Annotated in this window: 13 protein-coding genes; 12 read left to right on the top strand and 1 reads right to left on the bottom strand. The window is 61.5% G+C overall.

Annotated features, from left to right (window positions below; translation table 11 throughout):
• The 6 genes from N5D53_RS25080 to N5D53_RS25055 all read left to right on the top strand — a co-directional run.
• The coding region (locus tag N5D53_RS25080; protein ID WP_279841002.1) for a type I secretion C-terminal target domain-containing protein at positions 1-3,526 on the top strand (3,526 nt) is incomplete at its 5' end.
• Between the two features lie 145 nt (positions 3,527-3,671).
• Positions 3,672-4,013, top strand: coding sequence for a hypothetical protein (locus tag N5D53_RS25075; RefSeq protein ID WP_003255921.1), 342 nt, complete (start codon positions 3,672-3,674; stop codon positions 4,011-4,013).
• 198 nt (positions 4,014-4,211) lie between these two features.
• Entirely contained in the window at positions 4,212-5,111 is a 900-nt protein-coding gene (locus tag N5D53_RS25070; protein ID WP_104960569.1) for a TauD/TfdA family dioxygenase, read from the top strand.
• A 17-nt stretch (positions 5,112-5,128) separates the two neighbouring features.
• Entirely contained in the window at positions 5,129-6,148 is a 1,020-nt protein-coding gene (locus N5D53_RS25065; RefSeq protein WP_190869792.1) for an ABC transporter substrate-binding protein, read from the top strand.
• Between the two features lie 6 nt (positions 6,149-6,154).
• On the top strand, positions 6,155-7,018 hold the full coding sequence (locus tag N5D53_RS25060) for an ABC transporter ATP-binding protein (protein ID WP_104960571.1): 864 nt from the start codon (positions 6,155-6,157) through the stop codon (positions 7,016-7,018).
• Between the two features lie 14 nt (positions 7,019-7,032).
• Positions 7,033-7,896 carry an ABC transporter permease gene (locus tag N5D53_RS25055; RefSeq protein WP_011953178.1) on the top strand — a complete coding sequence of 288 codons (864 nt, stop codon included), beginning with the start codon at positions 7,033-7,035 and terminating at the stop codon, positions 7,894-7,896.
• Between the two features lie 117 nt (positions 7,897-8,013).
• Here the strand turns inward: N5D53_RS25055 and N5D53_RS25050 are convergent, their stop codons facing one another.
• The gene (locus N5D53_RS25050; protein ID WP_064491746.1) at positions 8,014-8,574 is read right to left on the bottom strand and encodes a WYL domain-containing protein; all 561 of its coding nucleotides are present in this window, start codon (positions 8,572-8,574) and stop codon (positions 8,014-8,016) included.
• A gap of 207 nt (positions 8,575-8,781) precedes the next feature.
• On the opposite strand from N5D53_RS25050, the gene N5D53_RS25045 reads away from it, so the two are divergent.
• The 6 genes from N5D53_RS25045 to N5D53_RS25020 all read left to right on the top strand — a co-directional run bounded on the left by N5D53_RS25045 (position 8,782) and on the right by N5D53_RS25020 (position 14,742).
• A complete protein-coding gene (locus tag N5D53_RS25045) occupies positions 8,782-9,576 on the top strand; it encodes a tetratricopeptide repeat protein (protein WP_014589291.1) in 795 nt (264 codons plus the stop codon).
• Between the two features lie 133 nt (positions 9,577-9,709).
• Positions 9,710-10,162, top strand: a complete 453-nt coding sequence (locus N5D53_RS25040; RefSeq protein WP_003255908.1) for a MarR family transcriptional regulator — start codon at positions 9,710-9,712, stop codon at positions 10,160-10,162.
• Complete coding sequence (locus N5D53_RS25035) at positions 10,159-12,246, top strand: FUSC family protein (protein WP_190869790.1); 2,088 nt, start codon at positions 10,159-10,161, stop codon at positions 12,244-12,246. The genes N5D53_RS25040 and N5D53_RS25035 overlap by 4 nt, the downstream gene beginning before the upstream one ends.
• Complete coding sequence (locus N5D53_RS25030; protein WP_003255905.1) at positions 12,243-12,455, top strand: DUF1656 domain-containing protein; 213 nt, start codon at positions 12,243-12,245, stop codon at positions 12,453-12,455. Before N5D53_RS25035 ends, N5D53_RS25030 begins: the two co-directional genes overlap by 4 nt.
• Positions 12,452-13,327 (top strand): HlyD family secretion protein, encoded by an 876-nt coding sequence (locus N5D53_RS25025; protein WP_010951565.1) that lies wholly within the window; start codon positions 12,452-12,454, stop codon positions 13,325-13,327. Before N5D53_RS25030 ends, N5D53_RS25025 begins: the two co-directional genes overlap by 4 nt.
• Positions 13,324-14,742 carry a TolC family protein gene (locus tag N5D53_RS25020; protein ID WP_010951566.1) on the top strand — a complete coding sequence of 473 codons (1,419 nt, stop codon included), beginning with the start codon at positions 13,324-13,326 and terminating at the stop codon, positions 14,740-14,742. Before N5D53_RS25025 ends, N5D53_RS25020 begins: the two co-directional genes overlap by 4 nt.
• The last annotated feature ends 21 nt before the right edge of the window (positions 14,743-14,763 follow it).

The following is a 14,763-nucleotide window of genomic DNA, read 5'->3' as shown; positions in this document are numbered from 1 at the left end:
ACCGGCCAATGGCACCGTGGGCACTGCCACCGTCACTGCCCCGGACAACGTCTACGTCGGCACCAACGACCCTGTCGTGATGTCGATCGCTACCGTTGGCGGCGCGGACGTCGGCAAGTTCGAACAGCTGACACTCGACAAAACCCCGGTCAGCACCGCCGTGACCGACGAACCAGGTTCGGGAACTCCAGGCACCGGCAACGAGGGCGACGTCACCACCGTCGGTATTACCGGCACGACTTCTCTGACCGAGGGTGAAACCGGCCAGTACACCCTGGCGCTGAGCAACGCGTCCAAGTCCGAAGTCACTATCACCCTTAGCTACAGCGGTACCGCCCAAAACGGTGATGACTTCACCGGTGTTGCGACCGTGAAGATTCCGGCCAACAGCACAGGCACGACGTTCAACATCGCTACCCTCAACGACAAACTGGTCGAAGGTACCGAGAACTTCGTCGTGAAGATCGAAACCGCCACGGGTGGTAACTTCGAGAACCTGCAGGTTGATAGCAGCAAATCGAGCGTGACGACCACCATTCTCGACAATGACCACCTGCCGGTTTCGCCTGGCGGCGCAGTATTTGGCGTGGAGGACACCGATTACGTGTTTGCCTGGAGTGATTTCAAAGTCACTGATGCCGACGGCAACACTAACCTGTCTGTGACCATTACCTCGCTCCCGGCCGCCGGCAACTTGCAGTTCTTCAACGGTACTGCCTGGGTGAATGTGGCCGTTGGCCAGGTGGTCAGCCAGGCTGATATCACTGCCAAGAACCTGAAGTTCGTTCCGGCCCTCAACCAGTCGGGTGCGGACAACTACGGTGGTAATGGCGTTGGTAACCAGAAGGCTGACTACGCCCAGTTCAAGTTCAAGCCGAACGATAGCACCAACTTGGGCAGCGAAGTGACCATGAAGGTCGATATCAGCCCGGTTGCCGACAAACCGACCCTGAGCTTCGGCAGCGCCGATATCGAGTCCAAAGGGCTGACCAAGGAAGTCTGGACCAGCCTCAAAGGCCTGGGTACTGGCGGCAACGGCATTACCGGCGAGGATCTGAAGACGGTCTTTGCCAACTCCGGCAGCGCGAACTCCAGCAGCACCACGACCAACGTGCAGTCCGATGGCAGCGTCACCGCTGGCACCGGTTCGAAAACGTCGGGCCTGATCTACCTGGAAGCCGGCAAGGTCTATACCTTCAGTGGCTTGGCCGACGACAGCTTCGTGGTCACCATCGGTGGCAAGACTGTAGTCACGGCCACCTGGGGAGCCGGTGGCGGGGTTTCGGGCACCTTTACCCCGAATACCAGCGGCTACTACCCGATCGAGGTCTACCATGCCAACCAGTCCGGTCCAGGCAGCTATGACCTGAACATCCAGGTAGGCTCCGGTACCGTTACCGACCTGAGCAGCTCGAACGTCAAGATGTACCAGAACGTTACCGAGATGGCGAACGCAGGCCTGGGCGTGTCCGACCTGCACACCGTGAATGGTCAGAGCTACTACGACGGCTACAAGCTCAACGAAGGGCCTGAGGGCGGCTCGGTGAAACTGGTCGGTATTTCCACCGCCCTGACCGACACTGACGGCTCCGAAAGCCTGAACGTGACACTCAGCGGTATCCCGAAAGGTACCGTGTTGAGCGATGGTGCAGGCCACACGGTCACGGTTGGTACTGCCCCGGTCGATGTGACAGGCTGGAAACTCAGCAGCCTGACGCTGACCCCGCCGGCCTATTACAAAGGCTCGTTCGACATCACGGTTACCTCGACTGCCACCGAAAGCCTGGGCGGCTCGGCCATCACCACCGGCAATATCCCGGTGACGGTGTACGCTGCGACCTACAAGGCCAGTGTGGGTACCTCGGGCAATGACACGATGACCGGTAGTGAAGGCAACGACATCATCGTCGCTGACGTATCCGGGCTCAACGTGGTTCAGGGCAAGAACTACAACATCGCCTTCATGGTCGACAGCTCGGGCAGTATGAGCGACAAGTCGATTGCCGACGCCAAGACGCAGTTGGCCTCGGTGTTCAACACGCTCAAGGCCAGCCTGGGCTCGGACACCTCGGGTACCGTAAACATCTTCCTGGTCGACTTCGATACCCAGGTAAACAAGAACGTGGCAGTGAACCTTGCCGACCCGGATGCTTTGAGCAAGTTGCAGGCGGTATTGAACTCGATGGTGGGCGGCTACTACGGTGGCGGTACCAACTATGAAGACGCGTTCAAGACCACGTCCAACTTCTTCAACAGCACCATGGCCACCAGCAACAAAGGTGCGGAGAACCTGACTTACTTCATTACCGACGGTAAGCCAACCTACTATCAGAGCAATGAGTCCACCAACCCTAGCCTGTGGAAGAATGGCAAGAGCCTGGACGATGTAGTCAACGTCAACAATTACAAGATGGGTGACACGTTCAGCGCCTGGGCCGACGCGACTCACAAGGTCGAGATCAGCAGCAGTGGTGTGGTCAAAGTGCTGACTTATACCGAGAACCGCCGAGGTGAGTTGGTGCTCGACTCCACCAAGACGGTCGGCACCCTTCACGCACAGGGTGATGGTACCTATGAACTCTCCAGCCTGGACGGTACCGGCTACGCGGATTACTGGAACTACGTCTACTCGGCCGCAGGTTCTACTGAAAGTTTCGCAGTATTGGGCGGCACCAATGGCTTGAGCAAAGTCCAGGCTATCGGCCTGAACAGCGATGTCACGCTGAACGATCTGAAACCTTACGACAGTGCCGGCAAGCCACAGACCAATATCGACCCGTCCGATTTGGCCAAGGCGATTCTCGGTCACTCCGAAGCAACGGTGCCAGGTGCCGACACCATCGATAGTGGTAACGGCAACGACATCATCTTCGGTGACCTGATCACCCTCAACGGTGTCGTCAGCGAGGGCTACCAGGCCCTGCAGACGTACGTTGCCCAGAAGAGCGGTGTTGAAGTCAGTGCTGTCACTACCAGCAATGTTCACCAGTACATCACCGAGCACTACACCGAGTTCGATATCTCCGGTGCCAAGGACGGCAACGACATCCTGTCGGGCGGCAATGGCAATGACATCCTCTTCGGCCAAGGTGGTAGCGACACGCTGAATGGTGGCAAAGGTAACGACATCCTGCTGGGCGGTACTGGCAATGACACCCTGATCGGTGGCCAGGGCGACGATATCCTGATCGGTGGCAGCGGTGCCGACACCTTCGTGTGGAAGGCTGGCGACGTCGGTAACGACGTGATCAAGGACTTCAACAAGGCCGAGGGTGACCGTATCGATCTGAAGGACCTGCTGCAGGGTGAGAAGGGCAGCACCATCGACAACTACCTGAAGCTCACCACGGTGGAGGGTACGACCACGTTGCAAGTCAGCAGCGAAGGCAAGCTCAACGCCGAAGGTGGTATCGCCAACGCCGACGTGACCATCAAGCTGGAAGGCGTCAACTGGTCCAACCAGACGATCAACTCGTTGATCAGCGGTGCCGATCCGACCATCATCATCCACAACAAGGACAGCTGACAGACCACCGGGGCCGCACAGCGGCCCCGGCTCTTTCCTGCCACCCGCCAACAGCGCATACTCTGGCGCCGGGCCTGCGCGCCCGGCGATCTTTGCCTATGCTGCTGTCTACCAACAAGGAACCAACGTGACGAGGGACATCGCCATGTTCTACGTGCAACGCAACGCCGCCGGCCAGTTGCTGCGGGTGGAAGCAGCCGCGTTTGATCAGTTCACCGAAATGCTCCCTTCAGACCATGCCGATATCCAGGAATGGTTTGCCGATGATGTCGTGGAAAACAGCCTCAACCAGCTCAAACAAAGCGACCTGGACATGATCCGCGTGCTTGAGGATCTGATCGACGTGCTGACCGCCAAGGGCGTGTTCAAGATCACCGACCTGCCCGCCGGCGCGCAGGCCAAGCTGCTCAACCGTTCCACGGCGCGCAAGGCGCTCAGCAGCCTCAATAACCTGATTGACGAAGAAGAGCAGGGCGGGCTGATCTGACTGCCGGACGCTCCTGCGACAGTGATATTGTTATTCCTTAATGGTATTTAAAATATTGGATTTATGACTTTATAGTCACTTTCACTGCGTACCCGTCGACCAATCGATGCGCCGCACGACTTGAACCCACACGGGAAATCCCCGTGCGTTTCTGATCGTTGCGCGCCATTGAGGTCGCGCATTGCGTGGGAGTGAAAAATGTCAGCCGCCTTGAACGCCTTGTCGTCCATCGACAGCGCCCAGCCGCAAGTTTTTGAAGTTCGCCCCTTCTCGGGTGCCGTCGGCGCCGAGATCATAGGCCTGGACCTGGCCAAACCAGTCAGCGCCGAGGATTTCACCCGTATCCATTGCGCCCACCTCGACCACCATGTGCTGGTGTTCCGCGACCAGCGTATCAGCCCGGAACAGCAGATCGCCTTCAGCCGCCGCTTCGGTGAGTTACAGATCCATGTGCTCAAGCAGTTCCTGCTGACTGGCCACCCCGAGATCCTGATCGTTTCCAACATCATCGAAAATGGCCAGAACATCGGCCTGGGTGATGCCGGCAAATTCTGGCACTCGGACCTGTCGTACAAAGAGCTGCCAAGCCTCGGTTCCATGCTGCATGCTCAGGAACTGCCCAGTGAAGGCGGTGACACCCTGTTCGCCGACATGCATAAAGCCTGGGACGCTGTACCTGACACCCTGCGCAAAGTGGTCGAGAGCCGCAGTGCCGCTCACTCCTATACCGCCCGTTACGCTGAAACCAAATTCGAAGGCAACTGGCGCCCGACCCTGACTGCCGAGCAACTGGCGCAGGTAAAGGAGGTCATTCACCCGGTAGTCCGCACCCACCCGGAAAACGGCCGCAAGGCCCTGTTCGTCAGTGAAGGCTTCACCACCCGCATTGTCGGCCTGCCTGATGATGAAAGCCGCGACGTGCTGCAGCAGCTGTATGCCCTTAGCGTGCTGGAGCAGAACATTTACCGCCACCAGTGGCAGCCCCATGACCTGGTGTTCTGGGACAACCGCTCGCTGATCCACTTGGCCACCGGCTGCCCCGCGCACCTGCGGCGCAAGCTGTACCGCACCACCATCCAGGGCGATGCCCCGTTCTGACGACTGAGGAAACCATCATGCGCAAATCCATCAGCCGCCTGGCGGCAAGCATCGGCCTGGGCGCAAGCCTGGTCGTCGGCAGCCTAGCCGCCCCCGCCGTGGCCCAGGCCGAAGGCAAGATCCGTATTGCCGAACAATTCGGCATCGTCTACCTGCTGCTGAACGTGGTGCGTGACCAGCACCTGATTGAGAAGCACGGCAAGGAGCAGGGCATCGACATCGAAGTCGATTGGGCGCAGCTGTCGGGTGGCTCGGCCATCAACGACGCATTGTTGTCCGGTTCGGTGGACATCGCCGGCGCCGGTGTCGGGCCGCTGTTGACCGTCTGGGACCGCACCAAGGGCCGGCAGAACGTGAAGGCCGTGGCTTCGCTGGGCAACTTTCCGTACTACCTGGTCAGCAGCAACCCCAACGTGAAGACCATCGCCGACATCTCCGACAAAGACCGTATCGCCGTTCCGGCGGTGGGTGTTTCGGTGCAGTCGCGCTTCCTGCAGTACGCCGCTGCCCAGCAGTGGGGCGACAAGGAATACAACCGCCTCGACAAATACACCTTGGCCGTGCCGCACCCGGACGCCACCGCCGCACTGTTGGCGGGCGGCACCGAGCTGAACGGGCACTTCTCCAACCCGCCGTTCCAGGACCAGGTGCTGGCCAACAAGGATGTGCACGTGGTGCTCAACAGCTACGACCTGCTCGGCCCCAACTCGCCGACCTTGCTGTTTGCTACCGAGAAGTTCCGCAAGGACAACCCCAAGACCTACAAGGCCTTCGTCGATGCCCTGGCCGAAGCCGCAGACTTCGCCCAGAAAGACAAGGCCGCTGCCGCCGACACCTATATCCGCGTAACCAAGGCCAAGATCGACCGCGACGCGCTGATCAAGCTGATCGACAACCCGCAGTACGAATTTACCGTTACGCCCAAGAACACCTACAAGCTGGCCGATTTTCTCTATCGGGTAGGCGCCATCAAGCACAAGCCGCAATCGTGGAAGGATTACTTCTTCCAGGATGAACTCCCGCTGCAGGGGAGCTGACCGATCATGACCGCCCCATTGCCAGGCCACACGGCCAGCAACCTGAGCCGTGTTGCAACGCCGCCTTTGCTCAAGGTGGATAACCTCAGCCTCGAATACCGTACTGCGCAACGCGTGGTGCGGGCCACCCATCAGGTCAGCTTCGAAGTCGACCGCACTGATCGTTTTGTACTGCTCGGCCCCTCAGGCTGTGGCAAGTCCACCCTGCTCAAAGCCGTGGCCGGTTTTATCCAGCCGCAAGAAGGCCAGATTCTGCTGCAGGGCCAGACAGTTCGTGGCCCAGGCCCCGACCGCATCGTGGTGTTCCAGGAGTTTGACCAGTTGCCGCCGTGGAAAACGGTGAAGCAGAACGTCATCTTTCCGCTGCTGGTGTCTGGCCAACTCAAGCGTGCGGAAGCGGAGGAGCGGGCGCTGCATTATCTGGAGAAGGTCGGTCTGGCCGCCTTTGCCGATGCTTATCCACACACGTTGTCCGGTGGTATGAAGGCACGTGTGGCAATTGCCCGGGCCTTGGCCACCCAGCCTAAGATCCTGTTGATGGATGAGCCGTTCGCCGCCCTGGATGCGCTGACCCGGCGCAAGATGCAGGAAGAGCTGCTGCTGCTGTGGGAGGAAGTGCGGTTCACCCTGTTGTTCGTCACCCACTCCATCGAAGAAGCACTGGTGGTTGGCAATCGTATCCTGCTGTTGTCGCCGCACCCGGGGCGGGTGCGCGCCGAGGTGCATAGCCATCAATACGGCCTGGGCAGCCTGGGTGGCAGCGACTTCCAGGCCAGTGCCCGGCGTATCCACCGTTTGCTGTTCGATGAAGCCGATATCCCGGAACAGCCTGACAACCTTGGGTTCAACGATATTCGTATCGCCTACTGACAGGAGCCTCAGCCATGACCACTACACCTGTACGCCAGGAATACGAGGTGCAGCTGGAGCCCCTGCTCAGTGTGCCTGTAGAACGACAACTCCCCTTGGCCCAACGCCTGTGGCAGCAAGGCTGGTTGAGAAAGGCTGTCATATTGCTGGTGATCGCTGTGCTATGGGAAGCCGTTGCCCGCTACCAGGACAATGACCTGCTGCTGCCAAGCTTTCTGCAAACCGCCACGGCGCTATGGGACGGCATGATCAGTGGCGAACTGCCCGCCAAGGTCGGTGTTTCGCTGGTAATACTGCTCAAAGGCTATGTGCTGGGTATCGTCCTGGCCTTTGGCCTGACCAGCCTGGCGGTGTCGACCCAATTGGGCCGAGACTTACTGGGCACGCTGACCTCGATGTTCAACCCGTTGCCGGCCATTGCTCTGCTGCCGCTGGCCTTGCTGTGGTTCGGGCTGGGTGACAACAGCCTGATCTTCGTGCTGGTGCATTCGGTGCTATGGGCGTTGGCGCTGAATACTTATGCCGGCTTCCTCGGTGTGTCGGAGACGCTGCGCATGGCTGGCCGCAACTATGGTCTGAAGGGCCTGCGGCTGGTATTGCACATCCTCGTGCCAGCAGCCCTGCCGTCGATCTTGTCGGGGTTGAAGATCGGCTGGGCGTTTGCCTGGCGTACCCTGATCGCCGCTGAATTGGTGTTTGGTGCCAGCAGTGGCAAAGGCGGGTTGGGTTGGTACATCTTCCAGAACCGCAACGAGCTGTATACCGACAAGGTCTTTGCCGGGTTGGCGGTGGTGATCCTGATCGGTCTGCTGGTGGAAGGGCTGGTGTTCAATACGCTGGAGCGGTTGACTGTGCGGCGATGGGGGATGCAGCGCTAGCAGGTAAGCCAGTACCGGCCTTTTCGCGGCAGATTGACGCTAGAGTCCGCGTCTGCGGGATCTTCGTCCTTGAAAGAGGCGCGACGCGCCGAACCGCCGCGAAAGACCCTGTACTGGCTACAAATTCTGGTACTGAGCTGCCGCATTGCTAAGAATCCTGCCAATCTCCTCCCGCAAGCCGGCAGGCTGCTCTACCACCACCCTGTCCCCATGGCTCAACAGCCACCAGCGTAATGGCCAGCCGTCACTTACCGTGCCGCGTAACCGATGCCCATGCTCCAGCGCCGTCAGTTGCATGTCGCTGCTCAATGGCGCATCCCGCAACTGCCGCGCCAGTGCATCGCTGACTCGTGCCACCAGCTCCACGCCCTCACCCTGCGATGGCTGCAACGCATCCCCTCGCAGATGTGTCAGCAAGTCGAAATTACCGCGCAATTCGCCCACGGCACTGGCCGACCAGTGCCAACCGAACGGAATGCTCTTGTCATTGCGCTCCAGCGGGAATATCAGCGAAAGCTCGTTGAGGTCACGCTCGACAGTGCGTTTGCTGACCGTGAACCCCACGTCACGCAGGCGCCAGACCAGCTCGGCGCTGGTTATGCCTGGGGAACGGCTGGGCAACTGGCGCAGCAGCGCCCACTGTCGGCTGAGGGTGGCGCGAGTGGTGGCGAACGGCAAAAGATAACGTCCTTGTCTAGGCTTGCCGCAATAGGATGGCGGCATGCGTGGGGCATGGCAATTGGCCACAGCCTGCTCAGATCAAGGAAGTCGCATTTGGTTGCCTCGTGCCGAATCGTTCGCGACAGGTTTTGACGTGACATCACGCAGAATCACGCCTCATCACAGCCGAAGGTTGGGGTTGTGCGTCGTTCAATGAGGATGAACATGTCTGTTGCCAGCAATATCCATTCGCTACTTGCCCGCCTTCTGCCCGAGCGGGTCATCGCCCCTCCTGCCCCTGCAGGAAGGCGACAGCGGCTGTTTTCCGGTGTGGGCTTGCCCAGCCAGCGGTCGCTGCTGGTCAACCGCCTGGATGAGGCCAACGACCTGCAGGCGGTGTATGTCGACCTGCGTCGTCAGGCATTGCAAGGCAGCGTGTCCGCATTGAACGACCTCGGCTGGATCTGGCTCAACGGCAAGTACTGGCGGGCCGATACCGTGCTGGCCGGGCACCTGTTGCGCATGGCGGCCCTGCAGGGCAATGCTGCTGCCTGGTTCAACCTTGGCCAGCAGCACTACTTCGGCAAAGGCATCGACCCTTCCTATGTGCAGGCGGCGGAGTGTTACCGGCAGGCCTTCGACCGCGGCATGCTGCATGCCGCCGCCGCCCTGGGTGACCTGTATGAGGAGGAGGTGTGCGACGGTGACCTGGAATGGCAGGTTGACCTGGTGCAAGCCTATCAGTGGTTCTTGCGTGGCGCCGAACAGGGCGAAGCGCGTTGTCGTTTTGAAGTGGGCTACCGGTTGATGCATGGGCTGCACGTAGAGGCCAACCTCAAGGCAGCGCTGTACTGGCTTGAGCTGGCGGCAGCGGCGGGGGTGGTGCAAGCGGCAGAGGAGCTGGCGGTGCATTTCAGCAGCCGTGATGCGGTGCGGTATCAGGAGTGGCGGGACCGGGCGGTGCAGATGGGCAGCACATTGGCCTTGACCATGAAGCTGGAAGACCAGATCCATCCCTGAGTATGTCTCTTCAGTGCTGACTGAAAAATGAACAACATTTAACCCAGGCTATCCGTCGCCCCCTGTTGACGACAGGGGGATGTCGGGGCGTATATTGATAGTTAGCAAACTATGAATATATTTGGTTCTCTTCATGTCCCTTGATTTCCTGCGCCTGCAAGTCAGCAGTGGCCTGGTAGTCGCTGCCCGCCACTGGCGGCGCATCTGTCATACCGCCTTGACCGGCTACGGCATTTCCGAGGCCTGCGCTGCACCGCTGCTGATGATCGTGCGCCTGGGCGACGGCGTGCACCAGGTAGCTGTGGCCCAGGCCGCTGGCCTGGAAAGCCCGTCGCTGGTACGCCTGCTTGACCAATTGTGCAAAGCTGGCCTGGTGTGCCGCAGCGAGGACCCACTGGATCGCCGCGCCAAGGCACTGAGCCTGACTGCCGAAGGCCGTGCCCTGGCCGAAGCCATCGAAGCCGAACTGGTGCGCTTGCGCCGCGATGTGCTCGGCGGTATCGATCAGGCCGACCTGGAAGCTGCCTTGCGTGTGCTTCGTGCCTTCGAGGCTGCCGGCCTGGGCAGTGCAGGCGGGGTGGCATGAACGGCTTCTTCAGCTCCGTCCCTCCGGCCCGTGACTGGTTCTACGGCGTGCGCACCTTCGGCGCGTCCATGATTGCCCTGTACATTGCTTTGCTCATGCAACTGCCGCGCCCCTACTGGGCCATGGCGACGGTATACATCGTCTCCAGCCCCTTCGTCGGCCCGACCAGCTCCAAGGCGTTGTACCGTGCCGTAGGCACGTTGCTCGGCGCTGGCGGGGCAATCTTCCTGGTGCCGCCGCTGGTGCAGTCACCGTTGCTGCTGAGCATCGCCGTTGCCCTGTGGACCGGCACCTTGCTGTTCCTTTCGCTGAACCTGCGCACGGCCAACAACTACGTGCTGATGCTGGCCGGTTATACCCTGCCGATGATTGCCTTGGCCGTGGTGGATAATCCGCTGGCAGTGTTCGATGTGGCTTCTTCTCGCGCGCAGGAAATCTGTTTGGGAATTGTCTGCGCGGCAGTCGTCGGGGCTATCTTCTGGCCACGCCGGCTGGCGCCGGTGGTAGTCGGTGCCACCGGAAACTGGTTCACCGAGGCGATTCGCTACAGCGACACCTACCTGGCTCGCGATGCCAGCGCTGACAAGGTCGGCGGTATGCGCGGGGGGATGGTCACCACCTTCAACTCGCTGGAGCTGATGATCGGTCAGCTCGCCCACGAAGGTGTCGGCCCGCATACCCTGAAGAACGCCCGCGAATTGCGCGGGCGGATGATCCATCTGCTGCCGGTGATCGACGCCCTCGACGATGCACTGGTTGCCCTGGAAGGCCGCGCCCCGGCCCAGTTCGCCCAGCTTCAACCCGTGCTGGAAGCCGCTCGTGAATGGCTCAAAGGCACCGCCGACAGCGCTTCGGTAGCGCACTGGGCCACGTTGCATGAGCAGATCGGCCGCCTGCAGCCCGCTACAGCCGCCCTCGACCAGCGCGCCGAGCTGCTATTGTCCAACGCCCTGTACCGCCTGACCGAATGGGCCGACCTGTGGCAGGACTGCTGCACCCTGCAGCACGCCCTGCGTACCGATGATGCCAAGCCTTGGCGTGCGGTGTATCGCCACTGGCGGCTGGGCCGCCTGACAGCGTTTTTCGATCGTGGCCTGATGCTCTACTCGGTAGCCTCCACGGTCCTGGCGATCGTGGTCGCCTGCGGCCTGTGGATCGGCCTGGGCTGGAACGACGGCGCCAGTGCGGTAATCCTCGCGGCAGTTGCGTGCAGCTTCTTCGCCGCCATGGACGACCCGGCACCGCAGATCTACCGGTTCTTTTTCTGGACGCTGATGTCGGTCATCTTCTCCAGTCTGTACCTGTTTTTGGTACTGCCCAACCTGCACGACTTCCCGATGCTGGTGCTGGCCTTTGCCGTGCCGTTCATCTGCATAGGCACCCTGACCGTACAGCCGCGCTTCTACCTGGGCACCTTGCTGACCATCGTCAACACGTCGACCTTCATCAGCATCCAGGGTGCCTACGACGCCGACTTCTTTACCTTCCTCAACTCCAACCTTGCCGGCCCCGCGGGCCTTCTGTTCGCCTTTATCTGGACCCTGGTGATGCGCCCGTTCGGCGTGGAACTGGCGGCCAAGCGCATGACCCGCTTCGCCTGGCGCGACATCGTCGAAATGACCGAGCCTGCGACCTTGGCCGAACACCGCCAGGTTGGCGTACAGATGCTCGACCGCCTGATGCAGCACCTGCCACGTCTGTCGCAAACCGGCCAGGACAGTGGTGTGGCACTGCGTGACCTGCGCGTGGGGTTGAACCTGCTCGACCTGCTGGCGTACATGCCGCGCGCCGGCCAGCAGGCTCGCGAGCGCCTGAACACTGTGGTCGAGGAAGTTGGCGCGCACTACGCCGCCTGCCTGCGTGCTGGCGAACGCCTGCATGCCCCGGCCGCACTGCTGCGCAACATGGAACGTGCTCGCCTGGCGCTGAACCTGGATGAGCTGTACGAGCGCGGCGATGCCCGCACCCACCTGCTGCATGCCCTGAGTGGCCTGCGCCTGGCGCTACTGCCGGGGGTGGAGGTGATGCTCGAACCCGCCGAACAACCGCAACTGCCCCCCGGGCTCGACGGAGCGCCCTTGTGATTGGTGAACTGGATATCAGCGGGGTGTTTCTGCCCACGCTGCTGGTGATGATGTTTGGCACCTACCTGCTGTTCCTGGGGGTGCACGCGGTGCTGGTGCGCCTGCATTTCTACCGCCTGGTCTGGCACCGGGCGTTGTTCAACGTTGCTCTGTATGCCGTGCTGCTTGGTGCGGTGGACCACTTTTGTCGAAACCTGATGCTGCCATGAAAAAACCTTTGCTGACCTTGGGCCGTGTGGTCCTGACCTTGCTGGTAGTGACCTTCGCCGCCGTGCTCGTGTGGCAGATGGTGGTCTACTACATGTTTGCCCCCTGGACCCGTGACGGCCACATACGCGCCGACGTGATCCAGATCGCCCCCGATGTGTCGGGATTGATCCAGAAGGTCGAGGTGCGCGACAACCAGACCGTCAAACGTGGCGACGTGCTGTTCACCATCGACCAGGACCGCTTCACCCTGGCCCTGCGTCAAGCCAAGGCAACCCTTGGCGAGCGCCAGGAGACCCTGGCCCAGGCTTCCCGCGAAGCGCAGCGCAACCGCAAGCTGGGCAACCTGGTGGCCGCCGAGCAACTGGAAGAAAGCCAGTCCCGCGAGGCCCGTGCCCGTTCGGCTGTCAGCGAGGCGCAAGTGGCTGTCGATACTGCCCAGCTCAACCTTGACCGCTCGGTGGTGCGCAGCCCGGTAGACGGCTACCTCAACGACCGCGCGCCGCGTAACCACGAGTTCGTCACTGCTGGCCGCCCGGTGCTTTCGGTGGTCGACAGTGCCTCCTACCACGTCGATGGCTACTTCGAGGAAACCAAGCTGGGCGGTATACACATCGGCGATGCCGTGGACATCCGCGTGATGGGCGACAACACCCGCCTGCGTGGCCATGTGCAGAGCTTCGCCGCTGGCATCGAAGACCGCGACCGCAGCAGTGGCGCCAACTTGCTGCCCAACGTCAACCCGGCGTTCAGCTGGGTACGCCTGGCCCAGCGCATTCCGGTGCGCATCGCCTTTGACGAAGTGCCGCAAGACTTCCGCATGATCGCCGGGCGTACTGCGACGGTGTCGATCATCGAGGGCCAGCGCCCATGAAACAGCTGATCCTGGCTGGCCTGTGCCTGTCGCTGGGTGCCTGCATGATGGTGGGGCCCGACTATGAGGTGCCTGGGGATGCGGCCGTGCAACGCAATGACCTGAACGGCCCGCTGCGCCAGGATGCCGACAGCGTCGTATCGGCACCGGTCCCCGAGGACTGGTGGCAGCTGTATCAGGATCAGCGGCTGAACGAGCTGGTGCGTCAGGCGCTGAGTGCCAACACCGAACTGCGCGTGGCGGCGGCCAACATCGCCAAAGCTCGCGCCCAGGTGGAGGTGGCTGAATCGCAAGGCGGCTTCAACGGTGGCGTCAAACTCGGCGCTCAGCGGTTGCAGGAGTCGGGCGAAGCCTTCCTGCAGCCTGAGAAGGTGCCGGTAGCCAACATCGGTGAGGCCATCATCAGTGCCTCGTACCAGTTCGACCTGTGGGGCACCTTCAAGCGTGGTACCGAGGCTGCCAAGGCAAATGCCGACGCGGTGCAGGCCGCTGCCGACACTGCCCGCATCACGCTTGTGGCGGACGTGGTCAAGGCTTATACCCAGGTGTGCTCGGCCAATGAGGAATACCACATTGCCCGCGAGTCCCTCGATTTGCAGGAGCAAAGCGTGAAACTCAACCAGCGCCTGCGCGATGCTGGGCGTGGCGATGAAACCCAGGTCACCCGCTCGCAGACCCAGTTCAAATCCTTGCGTGCCGAACTGCCACGCTTCAAGGCCGAACGCGAGACGGGCATGTACACCCTGGCCGCGCTGCTGGCCAAGCCGGTCGACCAGTTGCCTGCCGGTACCGCCGATTGCGCCGAGCTGCCGCACCTGAACCAGCTGGTTCCTGTGGGCGATGGCGCGGCCCTGCTCAAGCGCCGCCCCGACGTGCGCCAGGCCGAACGCCAGCTGGCTGCCGCCACCGCCTATATTGGCGTGGCTACCGGCGCGTTGTACCCGGACATCAGCATTGGCGCCCAGGTTGGCACCATCGGTATCCTGGAGAACCTTGGCGAGCCTTCGACCAACCGCTGGGGCTTTGGCCCGCAGATTAGCTGGAGCATCCCCACCAACGGCACCCGTGCCCGCATTCGCATGGCCGAGGCCTCGACCCAGGCGGCCCTGGCGCACTTCGATGGCGTGGTGCTGAACGCCATTCGCGAGACCCAGACCCGGCTGGCACAGTACAGCGCCTTGCTCGATCGGCGCGATGCGCTGGCCGAGGCGGAGAAGTCGGCGAAGGAAGCCGCGGACCAGACGCACCGGTATTACCAGGCAGGGCGTGAGTCGTTCCTGGCGGATTTGCAGGCGACGCGAACCTATACCGATATGCGTGCGCAGTTGGCTGCAGCCAATAGTCAAGTGGCGCAGGGGCAAATTGCCGTGTTCCTGGCGTTGGGTGGTGGTTGGAAGGGCACCGCCAAGCCCTGATGCGATCCTTGAGGGCTGGTC

It is taken from the genome of Pseudomonas sp. GD03862, from assembly GCF_029840855.1.
Classification (GTDB): Bacteria; Pseudomonadota; Gammaproteobacteria; order Pseudomonadales; family Pseudomonadaceae; genus Aquipseudomonas; species Aquipseudomonas alloputida.
Note: the sequence above shows the minus strand (reverse complement) of the source record. Positions and strands in the feature narration are given on the sequence as shown.

Coding starts and splice junctions, on each gene's coding strand:
- N5D53_RS25075 (WP_003255921.1), top strand. CDS start 3,672: ATGTTCTACGTGCAACGCAACGCCGCCGGCCAGTTGCTGCGGGTGGAA.
- N5D53_RS25070 (WP_104960569.1), top strand. CDS start 4,212: ATGTCAGCCGCCTTGAACGCCTTGTCGTCCATCGACAGCGCCCAGCCG.
- N5D53_RS25065 (WP_190869792.1), top strand. CDS start 5,129: ATGCGCAAATCCATCAGCCGCCTGGCGGCAAGCATCGGCCTGGGCGCA.
- N5D53_RS25060 (WP_104960571.1), top strand. CDS start 6,155: ATGACCGCCCCATTGCCAGGCCACACGGCCAGCAACCTGAGCCGTGTT.
- N5D53_RS25055 (WP_011953178.1), top strand. CDS start 7,033: ATGACCACTACACCTGTACGCCAGGAATACGAGGTGCAGCTGGAGCCC.
- N5D53_RS25045 (WP_014589291.1), top strand. CDS start 8,782: ATGTCTGTTGCCAGCAATATCCATTCGCTACTTGCCCGCCTTCTGCCC.
- N5D53_RS25040 (WP_003255908.1), top strand. CDS start 9,710: ATGTCCCTTGATTTCCTGCGCCTGCAAGTCAGCAGTGGCCTGGTAGTC.
- N5D53_RS25035 (WP_190869790.1), top strand. CDS start 10,159: ATGAACGGCTTCTTCAGCTCCGTCCCTCCGGCCCGTGACTGGTTCTAC.
- N5D53_RS25025 (WP_010951565.1), top strand. CDS start 12,452: ATGAAAAAACCTTTGCTGACCTTGGGCCGTGTGGTCCTGACCTTGCTG.
- N5D53_RS25020 (WP_010951566.1), top strand. CDS start 13,324: ATGAAACAGCTGATCCTGGCTGGCCTGTGCCTGTCGCTGGGTGCCTGC.